Genomic DNA, 17,565 nt, shown 5'->3' on the forward strand with positions numbered 1-17,565 from the left:
ACACGTCAATCCGGAGTGGCCATGCCACCCCAGTTGTGAGGCTAGTCCGCGCCCAGGGCCCCCGCAATGGACGCGGTCACACTTCGGCGTCGAGGCCTTCCCGGCGGATGAGGTGGGCGGCGGTGGCCTTGAAGGAGGCCACCACGGGGCTCCCCGGTTCAAGGCCAAGCTCTGCCAGGGATTGCGAGGTGACGAAGGCCGCCAGGAAGAATCCGCAATCCAGCTCGACCTTGAAGAAGGGGCCCCGGGGAATGACCTTCGTCACAGTCCCCTGGAAGGCGTTTCGGGCGCTGCTGGATTTGTCGGTCTGTAAAGAAAGGGCCACATGTTCGGGGCGGATGCCCACCAGGGCGGTCTGGCCGGGCTGGGCCTCGCCCATGGCCAGCACCTCGCGGCCCCCCGCGCCCTTTCCGAGCTGCAGGGTCAGCAGGCCTTCGCGGCAGGCCGCCACCCGGCCTTTGAGCAGCGTTTCCATCCCCACGAAGGCGGCCACGAAGGGATCCTGGGGGTGGTTCATGACTTCGCGGAGGCCCCCGGTCTGGAGGAGGGCGCCCTCCCTCATCACGGCCAGGCGGTGCGCCAGGCGGGCGGCCTCCCCGTGGTCGTGGGTGGAGAAGACCGCCGTGCAGCCGGCCTCGGCCAGGATGTGCCCCAGGTCGTCCAGGAGCCCGTCGCGGGTGTGGGCGTCCAGGGCGCTGAAGGGTTCGTCCAGGAAGAGGATCTCCGGCTCCAGCACGAGGGCCCGGGCCAGGGCGGTGCGCTGGGCCTCGCCCCCGGAGAGGTGCCGGGCCGACCGGTCGAGCAGGTCCCCGATGCCCAGGCGCTGGGCCCAGGCCAGGACCCGGGGCGCGCGCTCCCCGGCGGGAAGGCCCCGCAGCTTCAGGCCGGCGCCGATGTTCTGGGCCACGGTGGCGTCGAAGAGCAGGGGATCCTGGAAGACCATGGTCATCCGGCGGCGGTAGGCCTCCCGGTCTGAGCGGGACCGGAGCTCGGTGCCCTTGAAGCGGAGGCTTCCCTGGGACAGGGGCAGGAGGCCCGCCAGGGCCAGCATCAGGGTGCTCTTTCCGGCGCCGTTGGGGCCCATGAGGGCCAGGACCTCGCCCGCGCGCAGGTCCAGCCCGGGGACGGCCAGGACCTGGACGCGGCCCCGATGGACCTGGAGGTTCCGCGCCTCCAGCAGGACCGCCCGGCTCATCGGGGCCGGTCCCGCTGCTGGACATGGGTCAGCACCGCGTTCACGGAGAAGGCCAGGATCAGCAGGATGATGCTGAGGGCGAAGGCCACCTCGAAATTGCCGCGGCCCGTCTCCATCACGGTGGCTGTCGTCAGCACCCGCGTCTGGCCTTTGATGTTGCCGCCCACCATGATGGAGGCGCCCACTTCGGAAATGACGCCGCCGAAGCCCGCCATCACGGCGGCCAGCAGGGGCAGGCGGGCCTCCTTCAGCAGCAGCCACACCATCTGGGGCCGCGAGGCGCCCAGGGCGAGGATCTGCAGGCGCAGGCCCGGCGGCAGGTGCTGGAGGGCCGAGAGGCTGATGCCCGCGATGATGGGCGAGGCGATGACGGCCTGGGCGAGGATCATGGCGCTCGGCGTGTAGAGGATCTCCAGGAAGCCCAGGGGCCCGCTGCGCCACAGCAGCACGGTCACGAAGAGGCCCACCACCACGGGGGGCAGGCCCATGCCCGTGTTCAGCAGGGCGATGACCAGGCGCTTGCCCGGGAATTCGTTGAGGGCCACGGGCACGGCGATGCCCAGTCCGATGACCAGGCTGATGAGCGTGGCGGCGCCCGAGACCTGGAGGGAGAGCAGGGTGACCCGGAGGACTTCCGGGTCCAGCGTGAGCAACAGCTCCAGCGCTTTCCGGAGGCCCTCCCAGATCAGATCCATAGCCCCCTATTGTTCTTGGTCATTCCGCTTCGAGGAAGGGGAACTTGATGTCCGCGGGCGGCGTGAAGCTCTCCTTGATGGTGCGCGGGGAGGTCCAGCGGATCAGGTTCAGGAAGCTGCCGGCCTTGTCGTTGGTGCCCGAGGCCCGGGAACCGCCGAAGGGCTGGTGGCCGACCACGGCGCCCGTGGGCTTGTCGTTGATGTAGAAGTTCCCCGCCGTGTTGGCCAGCGCCTCGGTGAGGTGGTTGATCACATAGCGGTCACGGGCGAAGATCGCGCCGGTGAGGGCGTAGGGCGAGGTCTCGTCCAGGATCTTCAGCGTCTCGTCGAGCTGGGCGTCGTCGTAGACGAAGATGGTGACCACGGGGGCGAAGATCTCCTCCTCCATGCTCACGAACTTGGGATTGGTGGTGAGGATGAGCGTGGGCTCGATGAACCAGCCCTTGGACTTGTCGCCCTTGCCGCCGGCGAGGATCTCCGCGTCCTTCGCATTCCGGGCCAGCTCGATGTACTTCATCGTGTTGTCGAAGGCGGCCTCGTCGATGACCGCGTTGAAGTAGTTCCGGAAGTCACGCACATCGCCCATGCGGATCTCGGCGAGCAGCCCGAGGAGCCGCTCCTTCAGCTCGGGCCAGCGGGAGGCGGGGGCATAGACCCGGGAGCAGGCCGAGCACTTCTGGCCCTGGTATTCGAAGCCCGCGCGCACGATGGCGGCAGCGGTCTGGGCCACATCGCCGGACTGGTGCATGAAGACATAGTCCTTGCCGCCGGTCTCGCCCACGATGCGGGGGTAGCTGCGGTAGCGCTCCAGGTTGCCGCTGATGGTCTTCCACATGCTGTTGAAGACGCCCGTGGAGCCGGTGAAGTGCAGACCCGCGAAGTTCCGGTCCTCCAGCGCGACCTTGCCGATCATGGAGCCCCGGCCGGGGACGAAGTTGATGACGCCATCCGGCAGCCCGGCTTCCTTGTAGAGCTGCATGAGGTAGTAGTTCGACAGGATGGAGGTGGAGGCGGGCTTCCACACCACCGTGTTGCCCATGATGGCGGGGGCCGTGGGCAGGTTCGCGGCGATGGCGGTGAAGTTGAAGGGCGTCACGGCGAAGACGAAGCCCTCCAGCGCGCGGTAGTGGACGCGGTTCCACACATGCGGATCGGAGATGGGCTGCTGGCGGTAGATCTGCTCCATGAACCCGGCATTGAAGCGCAGGAAGTCGGCCGTTTCGCAGGTGCTGTCGATCTCCGCCTGGAAGGCGCTCTTCGACTGGTTCAGCATCGTGGCGGCGTTCAGGATGTAGCGGTACTTCGAGGAGATGAGGCTACCCATCTTGTGGAAGATGGCCGCACGATCCTCCCAGGGCGTGGCCTCCCAGGCCTTCTTGGCGGCCATGGCGGCGTCGATGGCCATGCGGACTTCCGCTTCGCCGGCCTCGTGGAAGCGCGCGAGGACATGCCCGTGGTCGTGGGGGCAGACGGCCTTCTGGGTCTTTCCGGTGCGGACTTCCTGGCCGCCGATGATGAGCGGGATGTCCAGCTCAAGGTGGTACTGGCGCTCCAGTTCAGCCTTCAGGAGGGCGCGTTCCCGGGTTCCGGGGGCATAGGGATTGATGGGCTCATTGACGGATTCGGGCAGGCTGAAGATGGCGTTGGACATGGGAATCCCTCCGTCCGGCAGGCCTACTCCGGCTTGCCGGCATCAGGAAAGAATAGCGGCGAGCCAAAAGTACCGATTCCGAAATCTTTGATCACGGCCTGCGCGTCTTTCGACACCAGGAAGTCAGCAAAGGCGCGGGCTCCGGCGGCATTCACCTTGGAGAACCGGGCCGGGTTTACCTCGATGACATGGTAGACATTCAAGAGCGAGGCATCACCTTCGCCGAGGATCTCCAGCCCGAGCTTTTTCCGCAGGGCCAGGTAGGTGCCCCGATCTGACAAAGTGTAAGCCCGCTTCTCGGAGGCCACGGACAGGGTCTGCCCCATGCCGAGGCCCGTCTGCTGGTACCAGGCCTTGCCTTCGGGATCGAGGCCGGCGGCCTTCCAGAGCTTCTTCTCCTGGGCGTGGGTGCCGGAGTTGTCGCCCCGGGAGATGAAGAGGGCCGACCCCGTGCCGATGGCCTGCAGGGCCGCGGCCGCGGGTCTCCGCCGGATGCCCGCGGGGTCGGTGGCGGGCCCCAGGAGGATGAAGTCGTTGTGCATGACGAGGCGGCGGTTCACGCCGGAGCCTTCGGCCACCAGGGCCTTTTCCGCCTCCGGGGAGTGCACCAGCAGGACATCGGCCTCACCCTTCTTGCCCATGGCGATGGCCTGCCCGGAACCCACGGCGATGGTCTTCACCACGAAGCCGGTCTGCTGCTCGAAGCGCGGGATGAGGGCGTCCAGGAGGCCCGAGTCCTGGGTGCTGGTGGTGGTGGCCAGGAGGATGACCTTGGAGGTCGGCGGCGCCGCCACGAGGGCCGCGCCGGGGAGGGTGGCCATGAGGGCCAAGGTCCAGCCAAGGAATGAACGACGATGCATGGCGTCCTCCGGAAGGGCCAGTTTCGCATGCGTGATCCTGCATGGGGATGCCGGTGCTGGTACAACGGGGGGATGGATCCCCTCTCCGGCCGCCCCGGGAAGCCGGGCCCCCTGCGGGCTCTGCTGTTCCCCCCAACGCCGCGCTTCTTCCCCTGGGCGCGACCCGCCCAACTGGTTCTCCGCAGCCTCCACATCGCCGCCATGGCCCTGGTGCTGGGGGCGATCCCCTTCGGCGCCGGCTATCACGCCCTCCGCCTGCCGATCCTCCTCACGTTGGGCAGCGGGATCCTGCTCCTGGCCATCGACCTGGCCCGGGATGCGGCCATCCTCACCCAGGGCAGCGGCGTGGCGGTGCTGGTGAAGCTGGCCCTGCTGGGCATGGGCGTCCTCCAGCCCGAGGCCCGACTGCCCTGGTACCTGGCGGCCACGCTGGTGGCCTCGGTGGGCTCCCACATGCCGGGCTCCTGGCGGCATTTCTCGTTCCTGCACTGGAAGGTCCTGCGGTACCCCGACTGAGGAGCGGCCCGGACCGGGCGAACGGGGGATCATGGATCAGGGCAAGTCCCCCTGGAGGAGGTGCCATGGCCATTCGGGTGGTTCGTCTGGGTACGCCGCGGGCACCGGGGGAGGGCCTTCGGCTCGGCACCGTGCGGCGGCCCCCCCGGGGGGTGCCGAAGGCCGAGTTCGCCTCCCGCGACTTCTACGACCTGTGGCTGCCCGAGGCTGCGCCCAGCGAGGAGCTGGTGAAAACGGCCCAGGCCGCCGCCAGCGACCGGGACTGGGCCGCGTTCCGGAAGAAATACCGCGCGGAGATGGGGCAGCCCGAGAAGGCGCGGCTCCTGGACCTGCTGGCGGCGCTGTCGCATCAGACCGACCTGGCCGTGGGGTGCTACTGCGAGGACGAAGCGCATTGCCACCGCTCCGTGCTGCAGGAGCTGCTGGCGGAGCGGGGCGCGGTCATCCGCTGAGGCGGGCCCGAAGGCATGCCACACTAAGGCGACCCCGAGGTATCCATGACCCCCGAGCCTTCCTTCCGCGAGAAGTACCGTTTCCCTGCCAGCTACTGGAACGCGAATCTCACCGAGCTGTTCGAGCGGGCCGCCTACTATTCGATGGCCAGCTTCATCGTCATCTACCTGGGGCGCCTGGGCCTGGGCGACTACTGGCCCAGCACGCTCAACGGCGTGCTCTGGTTCCTGGTCTACTTCCTGCCCATTCTCAGCGGGACCATCGCCGACCAGATCGGTTTCCGCCGCAGCCTGCTCATGGCCTGCGTGCTGCTCGTGGGTGGCTACTTCCTCATGGGCTACCCGGTGTGGTTCGGGGGGCAGACGCTGGCCCTCCAGGCCGGAAAGGAGGTCACGGCGGGCCTCGGCGTGATGGTGCCCGTGGCCATGGCCATCGTGCTGATCGGGATCGGCGGCTCCTTCGTGAAGCCCTGCATCGCGGGCACCGTGCAGCGCACGCACCTGGGCAAGGCCACCCTGGCCTTCGCCATCTTCTACATGGTCATCAACATCGGCAGCGTGTTCGGGCGCCTCACGGCCTTCTTCGTGCGGACCAAGCTCGGCAAGCTCGACACCATCTTCGTCGTGTCCATGGTGGCGGCGGTGCTGGCCTTCCTGGTGGTGGCGCTGCTCTACCGCGATCCCGAGTCCGCGGTGGATCCCGCCAAGCCCAAGCGCAGCGTGGCCGAGGTGCTTCTCGGGATCTTCAAGGTGCTGCGTAGCGGCCGCTTCACCATGTTCATGGTCGTGAGCAGCGGCTTCTACTTCATCTACAACCAGGTCTACAACGTTCTGCCCCTCTATGTGAAGAAGACGGTGGAGCTGTCGCCCGCCATGGACCTCTACACCATGGCCAACCCCATCACCATCGTGCTGTTCCAGCTGCTCATCACGAAGCTGTTCGGCAAGCTTCCGCCCATCAAGTCCATCATCGTGGGCACCGCGATCATCGGCCTCTCCATGCTCATCAATGTGGCGCCCCTCTTCATGGCCGGGGGCGTGACGGCGAAGCTGCTGCTGCCCATGGGCAGCCTGTTCGTGGTGATGACCGTGGCGCTGATCGCCTTCGGCGAGCTGTTCGCCTCCAGCCGCCTCTACGAGTACATCGGCTCCCTGGCGCCCAAGGGCCAGGAGGGGCTCTTCCTGGGCTACGCCAACCTGCCCATGGCCATCGGCAGCCTGGTGGGCGGCCCGGCCGGCGCCTGGCTCTTCAACAAGGTCATGTGCGCAGGTGCCGTGACGCAGGCCGATGGCCTGCTGAAGCTGGATCCCAAGGCCGCTGCCACGGGCTGGATCATCCTCACCCTCTTCGGCCTGGGCAGCGCGTTCAGCCTGTGGATCTACAACCGCTGGCTGCAGAAGCAGGCCTGATGACCGGGCTGCAGAAGCAGCTCTGATCAGCCGCCCGGCAGGATCTCGGCGAAGGCGGCCTGGAGCTCCCGGAAGCTGAAGGGCTTGGCCAGGATGGTCACGCCGGGGTGGGCGTGGGCCAGGTCGATGGCCTGCTGATCGGCTCGCCCCGTGGACAGCAGGATGGGGACTTCCGGCAGGGCCGCCCGCAGCTTGGGAAGGGTGCCGGTGCCCCCCCAGCCCGGCATGTTCATGTCGAGGATGATGACGGAGGGCCGCAGGCCCCGGTCCAGCAGCGCCATGGCGTCCTCGCCGCAGTCCGTCAGCGTGGCCTGGTGGCCCATGGCCTCCAATTGGGCTGAAACCGCGGAACGGATGAGCTCGTCGTCGTCCACCAGGAGGATGTTCAAGGGCTGGGCCGACGCGCTCGGCCCGGAGGTTCCCGGGCCTGCCGGTTCGCTCCGGGTTTCCACGGCGGGGAACCGCATCTCGATGCTGGTTCCCTGGCCGGACCAGCTCTGGATGTTCAGTTCCCCGTGGTGCGCCTTCACCGTGCTGTAGACCAGGGAGAGGCCCAGGCCCGTGCCCTTGCCCTGGGGCTTGGTGGTGAAGAAGGGTTCGAGGGCGCGCTCGAGGGTTTCCGGGGCCATGCCGGTTCCCGAATCCGCCACGGTCACCACCACCTGCCCGTCATGGAGCCGGGTGCTCAAGGTGAGGCGGCCGCCTTCGGTCATGGCATCCACGGCATTCACGCACAGGTTCATCAGCATGAGGCTGAGCGCGTCGGCGTCGCCGAGGATGCCCTCCACGCTGGGGCTGAGATCCAGCGTGATGGCGATGTTCGGCGGGATGGTCCGCTCCAGGAGGCGGGCCTCCTCCTGGATGAGGCGGTTGACGGGCACGGAGCGTTCCCCGGCCATGTCCTTCCGCGCGAAATCCAGGAGGCTCTTCACCATGTTCCGCCCCCTCAGGCAGGCCTTGGTGATGGTCTCGAAGGTGGCGTGGAGCCGGCTGCCCTCGGGCTGGAGGTCGAGGTGCGTGGTCGCGAGCCCGAGGATCGCCCCCAGCACATTGTTCATGTCGTGGGCCAGGCCGCCCGCCAGGTTGCCCAGGCTCTCCATCTTCTGGGCCACGCGCAGGGCCTCCTGGGTCTTGAGCTCCTCCGTGACATCGCGGAAGACCGCGAGGCTGCCGGTGAACTGGCCGTCCGCATCGCGCCTGGGCGTGGCGGTGAGCTGGAGGATGCGCCGGATCCCGTCGGGGCGCCGGATCCGCACCTGGTAGGAGTCAGTGTGTCCGTCGAGCCTTCGCAGGGTGTGATCCACGACCCGCAACCAGTCGGATTCATCCAGGTACGGCCGGAGGTTCTGGCCGACCAGCTGGTTGTGATCGACACCGAAGATGCGGTCGGCTTCGCGGTTGGCCATGACCACGGTCTCGTGGCGGTCCGTGATGGCCACGCCTTCGCCGAGGATCTCCACGAGTTCCCGGTGGTGCGCCTCGCTGGCGCGGAGCGCGGATTCGGCCGCCTCCCGCTCGGTGAGATCCCGGATGAAGCCGATGAGCATGTTCCGGCCGGGAACATAGGTCGTCGACACCTCCACCGGGTAGGTGGTTCCGTCCTTGCGCCGGTGCAGGGCCCTGAAGCGGTCCGAGCCTTCGCGCTTCATCTTCTCGCTGTGGTTGTCGGTCTCCTGGCGGGATTCGTTCGCATCCATGTCGGTGATGTGCCGGCCCCGGATGTCGTCCAGCGAGTACCCCGACATCTGCAGGTAGGCTCCGTTCGCGTCGAGGATCCGCCCGTCGCCCGCCACCACGAGGAATCCGTCCAGGTTGGTCTGAAGCAGGGCCTGGTACTCCTCGGCTTGGGCCAGGACCTTGGCCTCCTGGGATTCGAAGTGGACCGTGTTCCGCAGGATGAGGGCGAAGACGGGCGACAGCACCTTGAGCAGACGGACGACATCGTCGGAACGGTAGAGGTCGAGGTGATCCAACGCGAAGAGCGTGCCCACGCGCCGATCCCCCACCCGCAGGGGGGTCATGCTCAGGGACTCGAGGCCGAGCCCTTCGAGGAGCGCGGCGGATCGGGGCTCGGCGGTGCGCTTGATCAGGAAGGTGGCCTCGTGGGCGTCTGGGTAGAGCTGGACGAGCTGGTCCAGGCCGTCCAGCAGGGCGGGGGTCCGGGCCCGTTCGGGTTTGAGGGCCACGATCCGGGCGGGCCCGCTCTCGGGGCCGGGCCCGTGCTGCAGGAGCACCACGATGCGGGCGCCCATCACCTCGCGGAGCTGGCGCGTCAGGAACTGGCCCATCTCGCCGGGGCTCTCCGAGAACTTCAGGATCTCCTCGAGGAAGTCCAGAATCATGAACTGGACGGCGGCGCTGTCGGGAGGTCGCATGGCGTCACCGGTCGTCATGGCGCCTCGCGGAGCGGGCCGCTTCCCGCAGGCTGGCGAGAAGCGGGTCGAGGGACACGGGCAGGACCTCCACGGGCAGGCCGAGGTACTCGGAGGCCTCGTTCAGGGCCTGCCAGGGCACGGGCTGGATGCCCGTGTCGAGGTAGATCAGCCGGGTGTGCATCTCCTGCATGAAGGTTTTCGCGTTGGTGCCAAGCAGCCCGAGCTGGCTCATGAACACCTGCCGCCAGGACAGGGCCCACTCGGGCATGAGGAAAAAGGCCCCTTCGCGCCGGAGCCGCCGGTAGGCCTCCCGGCCGAGGATGATCTCGCAGCAGTTGATGCCTTCCGTGCGGTCGATGCCGGGCTTCGCCCGGAAGTCCTCCATGTGGCCGCAGCAGTCGCCGAACGCGATCAGGACCTCCTGCCCTTGGGCGCCCGCCTCGGTGAGCGAAGCGGCCAGGCGCGTATCCAGTCGGTCCGGGACCATGTGGAGCATGGAGGGCAGGTAGTCCACGGCCAGGTCCAGCGCCCCCGACGCCTGCAGCGATTCGATCTCCCGCCGGAAGATCGAGCAGGCGATGCAGCGCGGAGGCGGGGGATCCAGCGTCACCGCAGGCCTCCCCCGGCCAGGCAGATGGCCTCGGTGATGGCCTGGAGGCAGTCGGGTGGAGTTTCCAGCGGCACATCCGCGCCGGAGGTCGCCAGGATGAATTGGGGATCCGGGGAGCCCGCGTCCAGGGCCCGCTCGCAGAGGCCGCGGACCTGCTCGGGGGAAAGGTCCGCCAGGCCGGGTCCGTCGAGGTTCCCCAGCAGCAGGGGACCGGGGCCGAGGATGGCCCGGGCCGCGGCCAGGTCTTCCCCGGCATCCACCAGGAAGCCCACGACCTGGGGGAGACCCCTGAAATCCGCGAGGTGGGGGACGAGGGGACAGCCCCCGTGGTGGACGATGATGGGGCCGGGGATCTGGCTGAAGGCCCGTTCCAGCGCCGGCCGGGAGAGGCCGGTCACGACCTCGGCGGGAACCATGAAGCGGTTCGCCAGGTTGGCCGTCAGGGCCAGGGCGGTGGCGCCGTCCTGGAGCATGGCCGTCCCCAACTGCACGAAAAAGTCCGTGCAGCGGTCGAGGAGTGCGCGGGCCTCCTCCGGTCGGAAGAGCAGGGCATCCAGCCAGGCCTCCAGGCCGATGATGAGGGGGGGCAGGTCGGGGGGGCTCACCAGGAGCCCGATGACGGGGACCTCGCCCTCGTATTTCCGGGCGAGGATCCGGATGGTCTCGCGCAGGTAGAGCAGCCTGGGATGGCCGTCCACATCGGGCAGCGGCAGCCGGAGCGCCGCCGAGGCGGAATCCGCGGCGAAGGCCCGGATATTCGGGGCCTGCTCGAGAGGGCCTCCGGCCCGGCTGCCGAAGGCCTCGCCGAGCGCCGACACCAGGAAGGGGCTCAGCAGCAGGTCGGGGCCGAAGGTCTCCCGGACAGCCATCTGTCCTTCGGCGAACACCGCCGGGTCGGCGAAGTGCGCCTTCACCGGGGCTCCCGTGAGCCGGGATCCGTAGAGGCTCAGGTTGAGCAGGAAGGGAGGCCGGTCCGAGGGCTGCCCCTGAAGCGCGGCGAGCACGCGTTCGAGGCTGTTCATGGGCGCATTCCCCCGGGGGCGGGCTCGAAGGTCAGGGCCTGCTGCCACAGGCGCTCGAACAGGGCGGGCGCCTCGGCGGCGCTGGCGGCGGTGCCGTCCCCGCCGAAGGCCTCGACGAGTTCGGGCCGGAGCTTGAACACGGCCCCGCCGACGGCGAGCTGGAGCCGGCCCCGGAGACCCCGCCGGTCGATCTCGTCCCGGAGCTTCGCCACATTCTTCGCCGTGGTGAACATCATCGCCGAGGCCCCGATCACGCGGGCGCCGGTCTCCTCGGCCATGTCCACGAACTGGGCGGGGCCGATGTCCACGCCCAGGTCATGGACCTCCCATCCGGCCGCCCGGAGGAAAGCCGCGACCATCTTCCGGCCCAGGGGGTGGAAATCATCCTCCACATTCCCCACCAGCACCGGTCCCTTCGCCGGCAGGGCGGGGGTCTCGCGGGAGGCGGATTCCAGGAGCAGGCGCGACAGCACATCTTCGGCCACCTTGGAGGCCACATAGCCCGTGGCGAGCGACACCCCACCGGTGCCCTGCGCCCAGAGCTTGCCGAAGGTCTCCAGGGTTGGGGCGAGGAGCTCCGGGATGACCCGGTGGAAGGACCGGCCCATGGCCCACGCATCGACCACCGCGTTGGCGCCCGCCCGGTCGGCCTTCTGAATGGCCTCGAGAAGGTCCCGGGAGTAGTTCCGATCCATGACGCCTCCAGTGGAAGGAGCGGACATGAGGGGTGGCGGGGGTGCCTGACGGGCGCCTTGTCATTTGCCGAGCCCGCACCGTCGATGTATCGGCTGATCACGGGATCCTGTGAATTCCCAGGCGGAACGAATGCAGGTGCCCCGCGGGTCAGGTGGGAAGGTGACCGCGCATTTTCTGCAAGCCCGCTAATTGTTAAAATCTGTGATCACAGTTTCCCGTGATAATGGGAGACCCTCCCGAGGTTGTCATGTCCAAGAAGGAAACGCCGCTCTTCCCCCTGCGCAAGGGCCTGCATGCGCGTCAGGCCCATGTGGACCTGCCCGCCGGCACCTTCGAGGAGGAGCACGCGCGGCAGGGTTTCTTCGGGCGCACCACGCACCTCTACCGCCTGCATCCGGTCACGGACTGGACGCGCATCGAAGGTCCCCTGCGCCCCCACAGCTACGACCTGAACCCGCTGGCGGACTCCGCCGATGCCAAGGTGAAGGCCTCGATGTTCGGCTCCACGGAAACCGCCTTCGCTCCCATCTGCATCCTCCACAACGGGGATGTGGCCCTGCACTGGGTGGCACCCGCCGCCATGGACTTCTTCTACCGCAACGCCGACGGGGACGATGTCTACTACATCCACGCGGGCGGCGGCAAGCTGGAGACCACCTTCGGCGCCCTCGTCTACGCCACGGGCGACTACCTGGTGATCCCCCGCGGCACGACCTACCGCTTCCTGCCCGGCGAGGGCCCGCAGCGCTACCTGCTCATCGAGAGCTTCAGCGAAGTGACCATCCCCGACCGCAACCAGCTGGGGCCCAACGCCATTTTCGACCCCGCCATGGTGGACACGCCGGAGCTGGAGCCCTACGAGATGAACCCGAAGGGGGGGCCGCGCGAGTGGGCCGTCCACATCAAGCGCGAAAGCCAGATCACCAAGGTGTTCTACCCCTTCAACCCGCTGGATGTGGTGGGCTGGAAGGGCGATCTCACCGTGTGGCGCATCAATGTGAAGGACATCCGGCCCGTCCTCAGCGCCCGCTACCATCTGCCACCCTCGGCACACTCCACCTTCATCGCCAACAACTTCGTCATCTGCTCCTTCCTGCCTCGACCCTTCGAGGAAGAAGAAGGCGCCATGCGCGTGCCCTTCTACCACTCCAACATCGACTACGACGAAGTGCTGTTCTACTCGGCGGGCCACTTCTTCAGTCGCGATGGCATCGGCGCCGGCATGATGACCTGGCATCCCCAGGGCATCCACCACGGGCCGCACCCCAAGGCCATCCCCCTCAGCCGCACCAAAGAGCGCACCGATGAGGTGGCCGTCATGGTGGATGCCTTCCGTCCCCTCCGGGCCACGCCCGCCGCCGAGCTGATGGAGAACCTCAATTACTGGGCGAGCTGGAAGTAGGGTCAGGCCCCTCTGCCCAGGCCCAGATACCGGCGCAGGAACGACCTGAAGTCCATGTAGAGGAACCGGAAGGGGCCACGGTGCTTGCGCCGGTCGATGGTCACGGGACCTCCTGCGGACTGGATGGCGTGATTGGACTGCCCAGCATGATCGGGTTGAAGCAGAATTTCCATCCATGAATTTTACAAATCGAATCATGGTCGTGCCAGCCCCTATCGATGGATTCCGAATTTCGAACGACCGGTCTTTGGAACCCTCGAAGCGGTGCTCGCGGCCCTGATACGCTGACGCTCTGGAACCGACATGCCCATCCTTGCCACGACCCTGCAGACCTTCGCCTTCGCCACCCACGGCCTCTGGGAGAGAGCCCAGAACCTGGGTCTGGTGCTCCTGACCTGCCTGGCGCTGCTGTGGGGGGTCTCCCTGGTGGTCCGCGCGGTGCGCCGGGCCGTGGATGACGGGAATGACGGAGTGACCTCAGACGCCGAACGGCGGGCGGAGACCCTGGGCTCGGTGCTGACCAACGCGGCCCGCGCGCTCGTGGTGGCCTTCTTCCTGCTGATGACGCTGCAGGAATTCGGCGTGAACATCGGGCCCCTGGTGGCCGGCGCGGGCGTGGCGGGCGTGGCCCTGGGCTTCGGTGCCCAGAGCCTGGTGAAGGATGTCATCAGCGGGTTCTTCCTCCTGCTGGAGAACCAGTTTGGCGTGGGCGACATCATCAATGTGGACGACAAACACATCGGCACCGTGGAGCGCATGACCCTGCGCGTGACCCAGGTGCGGGATTCGGAGGGCCGCGCCCACTTCGTGCCCAACGGCTCCATCGTGCGCGTGGTGGTGCTGTCCAAGGACTTCGCCCGGGCCCGGGTGGAGGTGGAGGTGGGCTACGACACGGACCCCGACCGGGCCTTCGAGGTGCTGAAGGACATCGGCCGGAAGCTGCACGCAGACCGCCCCGACCAGGTGCTGGAGCCGCTGGAGGTGAAGGGCATCGAGACCCTCGGGGCCAGCGGGTTCACCATCCTGACCCTCACCAAGACCGCCCCGGGGGCCCAGTGGGAGGTGGCCCGGGAGCTGCGCCACCGCATCCTCCTCGCCTTCCGGGAGGCCGGTATCGAGATCCCCTATCCCCAGCGGGTGGTGCACCACCGGGGCGAAGGGACTGTCCCGGGAATGGAATCCGGCGACTGACCGCCTTAGCGGATGCCCACATGGCCGCGCACGGACTCGATGAGCCTGGCGGAGTCATAGCCGAGGCCGTCCTTGAAGACCGTCACCACCTGCTCGATGTCCTCGATCCGGGCGGTGGGATCGCCCTTCACCACCACCAGGTCCGCCTGCTTACCCGATGCCAGGGTGCCGATGCGGTCGAGGCGGCCCAGGAAGGCGGCACCATTCGCCGTGTAGATGCGGATGGCCTCTGCGGGCGTGAAGCCGGCTTCCACCAGCAGCTCCAGCTCCCGGTGGTCGCCAAATCCGGGCAGCACGCCGCCCATGCCCGTGGGATCGGGGCCCGCCAGCAGCAGGCCGCCCGCCTTCACGAAGGCCCGCTCGAAGGCCATCTCCTTCTTGAGCAGCTGCTCGGGCGTGCTGTTGGGAACCACGCGGACCTTGGCGCGGGCCGCCAGGTAGCTGGCCTTGGACTCGGCGGACATGGCCGCCAGCACGCGGGGCTGGAGCGGCGGCCGGCCGGGCACCATCATCTCGAAGACCGGCAGGGTGGAGGTGAGGGCCACCTTCTTTTCCACCAGGTCGCGGATGAGCTTCTGCACCTCGGCTCCGTCCACATCGACCTTGAGCCATGCGGACCAGGAGACCGCCACCGGCGGGCAGATATCGGGCGTCTTGCCGGGCGCGAACTCCGTGTCCGTGTAGACGGGGCCATGCTCGAAGTTGTCAATGCCCAGGGCCATGGCCTCGGGCCAGGTCACGGAACCCAGGTGCCCGGTCACCTTGAGGCCCCGGGCGTGGGCGGCCTGGATGGCCGCGCCGAGGTCGGCCCGGTGGATGTTCATGTAGGCCTTGAAGGAGGTGACGCCCGCATCGGCCCAGAAATCCACGAAGCGGCGGGCCTCCTCAGGGCTCCGTAGGCCATGCATCTGCGGCGTCATGGGCTCGAGGCCTTCGAGGTAGGGGCCCGTCACATCCATCTTGGGCCCGGGCAAGAGGCCCGCGTCGATCTGCCGCTTGATGTTGAGGTCCGTGTAGGGCTCCAGACTGCCGGTGGTGCGGATGGTGGTGACGCCGCAGGCCAGATAGAGGCGCGGCGCCGAGTGGGCGATCTCGGCGAAGAGCCGTCCCGGCGGCACGGCGGCGCCCTTCTCGTCGCTGTGGATGGAGTGCGTGTAGAACAGGTGGTTGTGCATGCCCACCAGGCCCGGGAGCACCGTGTGGCCCGTGAGGTCCAGCACCTGCGCACCCTTGGGCGTCGCCACGGTGGAGGCGGCACCCATGGCCTCGATGCGGCCGCCGCGGAGGATCAGGGTCTGGTCCTCGCGGGCAGGGGCGCCGGTGCCGTCCACCACGCGGGCATGCAGCAGGGCCACCACGGGTGCGTCCACCTTCAGGAAGGCGCGGACTTCGGCCGAGGGTGGAGGCCCAGGCTGGGCCGCCAGGGCTGTTCCGAGCGCGAAGGCCAGGCTGGCGAGTCGTGCGTGAGCGGACATGCAAGCTCCTGTGGGGCGTGAGTGTCACGCTACTGCCGGGCTTTGCGCTCCGGCAAGGGGAATCGGGCTGGGAACCGTTCCTGCGAGCGCGGGTCAGGCTTTCAGGCGCAGCCCCACCAGGCGCCAGGCCTCGGCCTGGTTTTCCGAGGCCAGGGCCTGGCGGATCGCCTGCTCAAGGTCGAGGGGCGCGATCGGATCCCCCGGCTGCCGCGCCAGACCCGAGAGGTCCGGCAGGCCCGGGCTGTTGGCCAGCTGGCCAAGGTCGTTGGCGGTGAGGACGCGGCTCTGCTTCAGGACCTCGGGCAGGGCGTCGTAGCCCAGGGGCTTTCCGGCGGGCTTGGGCACCTGGAAGACGGCGGCGCCGCTGGCGCGGGTGTAGAACGCCCCGCCGTTGCGGCCGATGAGGTCCAGGGCGTCGGGATGAAGGATGGCGCCCGCGAAACAGTCTTCTCGCACATGAAAGGCGAGCACTTCACCGATGAGCATGAGGCCGGAGCCCGGCCCGCTGCCAAGTTCCACCACCTGTTGCAGGCGGCACTCCATCTGGAAGGGGCTCTCGGCCACCAGGGCGGGCGTCACGAAGCGGGCGGGGAGGGGCGTGAGGCCGCTCTTGGGGAATTCGTCCACGCCATCAGGCCACTCGGCGCTGGCCACATTCATGGGATGCAGCATGGCGTGGCTCACGGCGGCGATGACGAACTCGCCCGTGGCCACGGCGTTCAGGTAGGTGTGCTTCACGGTGCCGTCCCGGCCCCGCCGGTTGGGCGCGAAGGCCACCGTGGGCGGGTTCGAGCCGAAGGCGTTGAAGAAGCTGAAGGGCGACAGGTTGCGGATGCCCTCCTTCGAGACCGTGCTGGCCAGGGCGATGGGCCGGGGGGCCACGCCGCTGCAGAGCAGTGCATTGGTTTCGATGGGATTCAGGTCCGAGGGGAGGATCGTCCGATGACTCATGGCGCGCCGAAGACCACTTGCTTGCGGCCCGCATCGGTCTCCTTGAGGAACCGGATGAGGCCCAGGTTGTAGGTGCGCTGATCGTCCCACATGGCCATGTGGCTGCCGTTCGGACAGAGGAGGAAGCTGCCGTGCTGGACCTGGCCGGCCACCCACTTCATGTGGGCGGGATCCATGGTGTCATGGGCGGCACCGATGACGAGGGTGGGCATGCCGAGCTTGGGCAGGTCGGCCTTGCGGTCCCACTTTTCCAACCGTCCCGAGGCGCCGAATTCGCTGGGACCCTGCATGAGGACATAGATGTCGTTGTTGGCGTGCGCCGAAGACCGCTTGAAGGCGTCGGGCCACTCCGGCAGGCGGCAGAGGTGCTTGGCGTAGAAGTGGGGGACGAGGAGCTCCATGTAGCGCGGGTTCTCGTACTGGCCCTTGGCCTCGAGGTCCTTCACCTCCTTCACCACGGCAGGGTCCATGCCCTTGGCCAGCACCTCGGCGGCATAGCGGTTGTAGTCGGGAATGCTCATCATCATGTTCGAGATGATCAGGCCCTTGAGGTTCGCGCCGTATTTCAGCGCGTATTCCGCGGCGAGGATGCCGCCCCAGGAGTGGCCCAGCAAATAGAAGTTGGAGCGGTCGAGGCCCAGGGCCTTCCGCACCTGCTCGACCTCCTCGACGAAGCGTTCCGTGGTCCAGAGGTCGTGGTCCTTGGGCTGGTCCGAACGGGCCGAGCCCAGCTGGTCGTAGTAGATGAACTCGATGCCCTCGGCCGGCAGGAAGCCTTCCATGGATTCGAAGTACTCGTGGGTGGAGCCGGGGCCGCCGTGGAGCAGCAGCAGCTTGATGCGGGGGTTGTTTCCGAAGCGCTTGGTCCAGACCTTGAACGGGCCCTTGGGCGTCTGGATGGAGATGACCTTCACACCGCCCTCGCGCACGGCCGAAGGATCCGCAAAATAGGAACGCAGGCTGGGCGCCTTCTGGGCAGAGGCCTCTGCCGATCCGAGCACCAGCGTAAGGAGAAGGACGAAGAGGCGTCGCATGGGTGCTCCAGGCATGGGGGATGCCCCAGT

The 17,565-nt window shown here is 68.0% G+C and carries 16 protein-coding genes; 5 read left to right on the forward strand and 11 right to left on the reverse strand.

Annotated elements, in window-relative coordinates:
- Nucleotides 1–76 precede the first annotated feature (76 nt).
- From QUD34_RS02035 to QUD34_RS02050, 4 genes are read right to left on the reverse strand one after another with little or no spacing between them, the layout of a single operon-like run.
- Entirely contained in the window at nt 77–1,195 is a 1,119-nt protein-coding gene (locus QUD34_RS02035) for an ABC transporter ATP-binding protein (protein WP_286354923.1), read from the reverse strand.
- Complete coding sequence (locus QUD34_RS02040) at nt 1,192–1,890, reverse strand: ABC transporter permease (protein ID WP_286354924.1); 699 nt, start codon at nt 1,888–1,890, stop codon at nt 1,192–1,194. The genes QUD34_RS02035 and QUD34_RS02040 overlap by 4 nt, the downstream gene beginning before the upstream one ends.
- A 19-nt stretch (nt 1,891–1,909) precedes the next feature.
- A complete protein-coding gene (gene pruA / locus QUD34_RS02045) occupies nt 1,910–3,541 on the reverse strand; it encodes an L-glutamate gamma-semialdehyde dehydrogenase (protein WP_286354925.1) in 1,632 nt (543 codons plus the stop codon).
- A 23-nt stretch (nt 3,542–3,564) separates the two neighbouring features.
- Nucleotides 3,565–4,401, reverse strand: coding sequence for an ABC transporter substrate-binding protein (locus QUD34_RS02050; RefSeq protein ID WP_286354926.1), 837 nt, complete (start codon nt 4,399–4,401; stop codon nt 3,565–3,567).
- 72 nt (nt 4,402–4,473) lie between these two features.
- Here QUD34_RS02050 and QUD34_RS02055 point away from each other — a divergent pair, with 72 nt between their 5' ends.
- From QUD34_RS02055 to QUD34_RS02065, 3 genes are all read left to right on the forward strand, one after another.
- Nucleotides 4,474–4,917, forward strand: a complete 444-nt coding sequence (locus tag QUD34_RS02055; protein WP_286354927.1) for a hypothetical protein — start codon at nt 4,474–4,476, stop codon at nt 4,915–4,917.
- A 65-nt stretch (nt 4,918–4,982) separates the two neighbouring features.
- A complete protein-coding gene (locus QUD34_RS02060; RefSeq protein ID WP_286354928.1) occupies nt 4,983–5,369 on the forward strand; it encodes a DUF488 domain-containing protein in 387 nt (128 codons plus the stop codon).
- 45 nt (nt 5,370–5,414) lie between these two features.
- Nucleotides 5,415–6,779, forward strand: coding sequence for an MFS transporter (locus QUD34_RS02065; RefSeq protein ID WP_286354929.1), 1,365 nt, complete (start codon nt 5,415–5,417; stop codon nt 6,777–6,779).
- Between the two features lie 26 nt (nt 6,780–6,805).
- Here the strand turns inward: QUD34_RS02065 and QUD34_RS02070 are convergent, their stop codons facing one another.
- Genes QUD34_RS02070 through QUD34_RS02085 form a run of 4 tightly spaced genes read right to left on the reverse strand, consistent with a single transcriptional unit; the run spans nt 6,806 to nt 11,481 of the window.
- Nucleotides 6,806–9,172, reverse strand: a complete 2,367-nt coding sequence (locus QUD34_RS02070) for a hybrid sensor histidine kinase/response regulator (protein ID WP_286354930.1) — start codon at nt 9,170–9,172, stop codon at nt 6,806–6,808.
- Nucleotides 9,159–9,764, reverse strand: a complete 606-nt coding sequence (locus tag QUD34_RS02075; RefSeq protein WP_286354931.1) for a DUF1638 domain-containing protein — start codon at nt 9,762–9,764, stop codon at nt 9,159–9,161. The genes QUD34_RS02070 and QUD34_RS02075 overlap by 14 nt, the downstream gene beginning before the upstream one ends.
- Complete coding sequence (locus tag QUD34_RS02080; protein ID WP_286354932.1) at nt 9,761–10,786, reverse strand: uroporphyrinogen decarboxylase family protein; 1,026 nt, start codon at nt 10,784–10,786, stop codon at nt 9,761–9,763. Before QUD34_RS02080 ends, QUD34_RS02075 begins: the two co-directional genes overlap by 4 nt.
- Nucleotides 10,783–11,481 carry a cobalamin B12-binding domain-containing protein gene (locus QUD34_RS02085; protein ID WP_286354933.1) on the reverse strand — a complete coding sequence of 233 codons (699 nt, stop codon included), beginning with the start codon at nt 11,479–11,481 and terminating at the stop codon, nt 10,783–10,785. Before QUD34_RS02085 ends, QUD34_RS02080 begins: the two co-directional genes overlap by 4 nt.
- A 248-nt stretch (nt 11,482–11,729) precedes the next feature.
- Here QUD34_RS02085 and QUD34_RS02090 point away from each other — a divergent pair, with 248 nt between their 5' ends.
- Both QUD34_RS02090 and QUD34_RS02095 read left to right on the forward strand, forming a co-directional pair.
- Nucleotides 11,730–12,884 (forward strand): homogentisate 1,2-dioxygenase, encoded by a 1,155-nt coding sequence (locus tag QUD34_RS02090; RefSeq protein WP_286354934.1) that lies wholly within the window; start codon nt 11,730–11,732, stop codon nt 12,882–12,884.
- Nucleotides 12,885–13,187: 303 nt separating this feature from the next.
- Nucleotides 13,188–14,075: a mechanosensitive ion channel family protein gene (locus QUD34_RS02095; protein ID WP_286354935.1), complete on the forward strand. Its 888-nt coding sequence runs from the start codon at nt 13,188–13,190 to the stop codon at nt 14,073–14,075.
- A gap of 5 nt (nt 14,076–14,080) precedes the next feature.
- On the opposite strand, the gene QUD34_RS02100 is transcribed toward QUD34_RS02095, so the two are convergent.
- The 3 genes from QUD34_RS02100 to QUD34_RS02110 form a co-directional block, all read right to left on the reverse strand.
- Nucleotides 14,081–15,550: an amidohydrolase family protein gene (locus QUD34_RS02100; protein ID WP_286354936.1), complete on the reverse strand. Its 1,470-nt coding sequence runs from the start codon at nt 15,548–15,550 to the stop codon at nt 14,081–14,083.
- A 93-nt stretch (nt 15,551–15,643) separates the two neighbouring features.
- Nucleotides 15,644–16,501 carry a flavin reductase family protein gene (locus QUD34_RS02105; RefSeq protein WP_286354937.1) on the reverse strand — a complete coding sequence of 286 codons (858 nt, stop codon included), beginning with the start codon at nt 16,499–16,501 and terminating at the stop codon, nt 15,644–15,646.
- Nucleotides 16,498–17,535: a proline iminopeptidase-family hydrolase gene (locus QUD34_RS02110; RefSeq protein ID WP_286354938.1), complete on the reverse strand. Its 1,038-nt coding sequence runs from the start codon at nt 17,533–17,535 to the stop codon at nt 16,498–16,500. Before QUD34_RS02110 ends, QUD34_RS02105 begins: the two co-directional genes overlap by 4 nt.
- Nucleotides 17,536–17,565 lie beyond the last annotated feature (30 nt).

The organism is Geothrix oryzae (assembly GCF_030295385.1).
Taxonomy (GTDB): Bacteria; Acidobacteriota; Holophagae; order Holophagales; family Holophagaceae; genus Geothrix; species Geothrix oryzae.